The organism is Endozoicomonas sp. ALC013, assembly GCF_049310205.1.
Classification (GTDB): Bacteria; Pseudomonadota; Gammaproteobacteria; order Pseudomonadales; family Endozoicomonadaceae; genus Endozoicomonas.
The window spans coordinates 1-1,909 of the sequence record NZ_JBLYNS010000344.1 but is presented as its reverse complement, the minus strand read 5'-3'; the positions used below and the strand labels follow the sequence as shown (position 1 = coordinate 1,909).

1 protein-coding gene is annotated in these 1,909 nt (G+C 54.8%); it reads left to right on the top strand.

Going from position 1 to position 1,909, the window contains the following annotated elements; all coding sequences use genetic code 11:
- Window positions 1-1,909 (top strand): DUF1601 domain-containing protein (locus ACO6V1_RS23720; protein ID WP_422469031.1); only part of this gene is annotated, 1,909 nt, incomplete at both ends.

The following is a 1,909-nucleotide window of genomic DNA, read 5'->3' as shown; positions in this document are numbered from 1 at the left end:
GTGGGCCATGGCGAAACTGGTGGACAACCGGCTGGAGCGGACACCAGAGCTCAACGAGGCCGTGGCCGCGCTGTTGCCCCACGTGAACGCACAGAAAGACCAATTTATTCCTCAGCATATCGCCAACCTGCTGTGGGCCATGGCGAAACTGGTGGACAACGGGCTGGAGTGGACACCGCAGCTCAAAGAGGGCGTGGCCGTGCTGTTGCCACAAGTGAACCCGGAGAAAGCTAACTTTAAACCACAGGAAATCGCCAACCTGCTGTGGGCCATGGCGAAACTGGTGGACAACGGACTGGAGCAGTCGCCAGAGCTCAACGAGGCCGTGGCCGCCCTATTGCCCCTCGTGAACGTACAAAAAGCTAACTTTAAACCACAGGGTATCGTCAACCTGCTGTGGGCCATGGCAAAACTGGTGGACAACGGGCTGGAGCGGACACCAGAGTTCAAAGAGGCCATGGTCGCCATGCTGCCCCTCCTGAACGCACAGAAAAACCGACTTAATGCCCAGGGCATTGCCAACCTGCTGTGGGCCATGGCGAAACTGGTGAACAACGGGCAGGAGCAGACAACAGAGCTCAACGAGGCCGTTGCTGCGCTGTTGCCTCGCGTGAATTCACAGAAAGACCGATTTATTCCTCAACATATTGCCAACCTGCTGTGGGCCATGGCAAAACTGGTGGACCACGGGCTGGAGCGGACACCAGAGCTTAACGAGGCCGTGGCGGCGTCGTTGCCCGACGTGGACGCACATAAAGCTAACTTTAAACCTCAGGAAATCGCCAACCTGCTGTGGGCCATGGCGAAACTGGTGGACAACGGGCAGGAGCAGACACCAGAGCTCAAAGAAGCAGTGACCGCGTTGTTGCGCCACGTGAGCGCACAGAAAGCCAACTTTAAACCTCAGGAAATCACCAACCTGCTGTGGGCCATGGCGAAACTGGTGGACAACGGGCAGGAGCAGACAACAGAGCTCAACGAGGCCGTGGCCGCGCTGTTGCCCCAAGTGAACGCACAAAAAGACCAATTTATTCCTCAGCACATCGCCAACCTGCTGTGGGCCTTGGCGAAACTGGTGGACAGCGGGCAGGAGCAGACACCAGGGCTCAACGAGGCCGTGGCTACCCTGTTGCCCCTTGTGAGCGCACAGAAAGACCAATTTAATACCCAGGGCATTGCCAACCTGCTGTGGGCCATGGCGAAACTGTTGGACAACGGGCTGGAGCGGACACCAGAGTTCAAAGAGGCCACCGCCGCCTTGCTGCCCCTCCTGAACGCACAGAAAAACCGACTTAATGCCCAGGGCATTGCCAACCTGCTGTGGGCCATGGCGAAACTGGTGGACAACGCGCAGGAGCGGACACCAGAGCTTAACGAGGCTGTGGTCGTGCTGCTACTTCTCGTGAACGCACAAAGAGCTAACTTTAAATCACAGGAAATCGCTAACCTGCTGTGGGCCATGGCGAAACTGGGTGAACTCGTTGAGCTGAACGTGGTTACCTCTACGTTCGAATCGCTTGTCTATCGAATCAGTGAGAACCCTCAGTTATCTCAGAAAGAGATATCGATGTCTCTCTGGGGAGTAATGCTCTGCTGTGCCAGGTTGTTTCTAGACTCCAATACCAATAAAAATAACGTGCTTGAGAAGCACATGGATGACCTGTTCACTCGCCTGGAAAATACATTGCCAGATAATGAAGAGGATCAATCCATCATTACCATGGCTGCAAGTTGGCTTGGCAGAACCTGTCCGGTCATTCCCCATTACCAGACGACCATTTCAAAAACCCAGGCCGACTTCCGCGATCAACTCCAATCATCTATTCCATCTCTGAAGATTGACGAAGAAAAGAGTCTGAACTCATTACCCCCGGTTGACCTGTTTCTGCCAGATCACAATATAGTGATC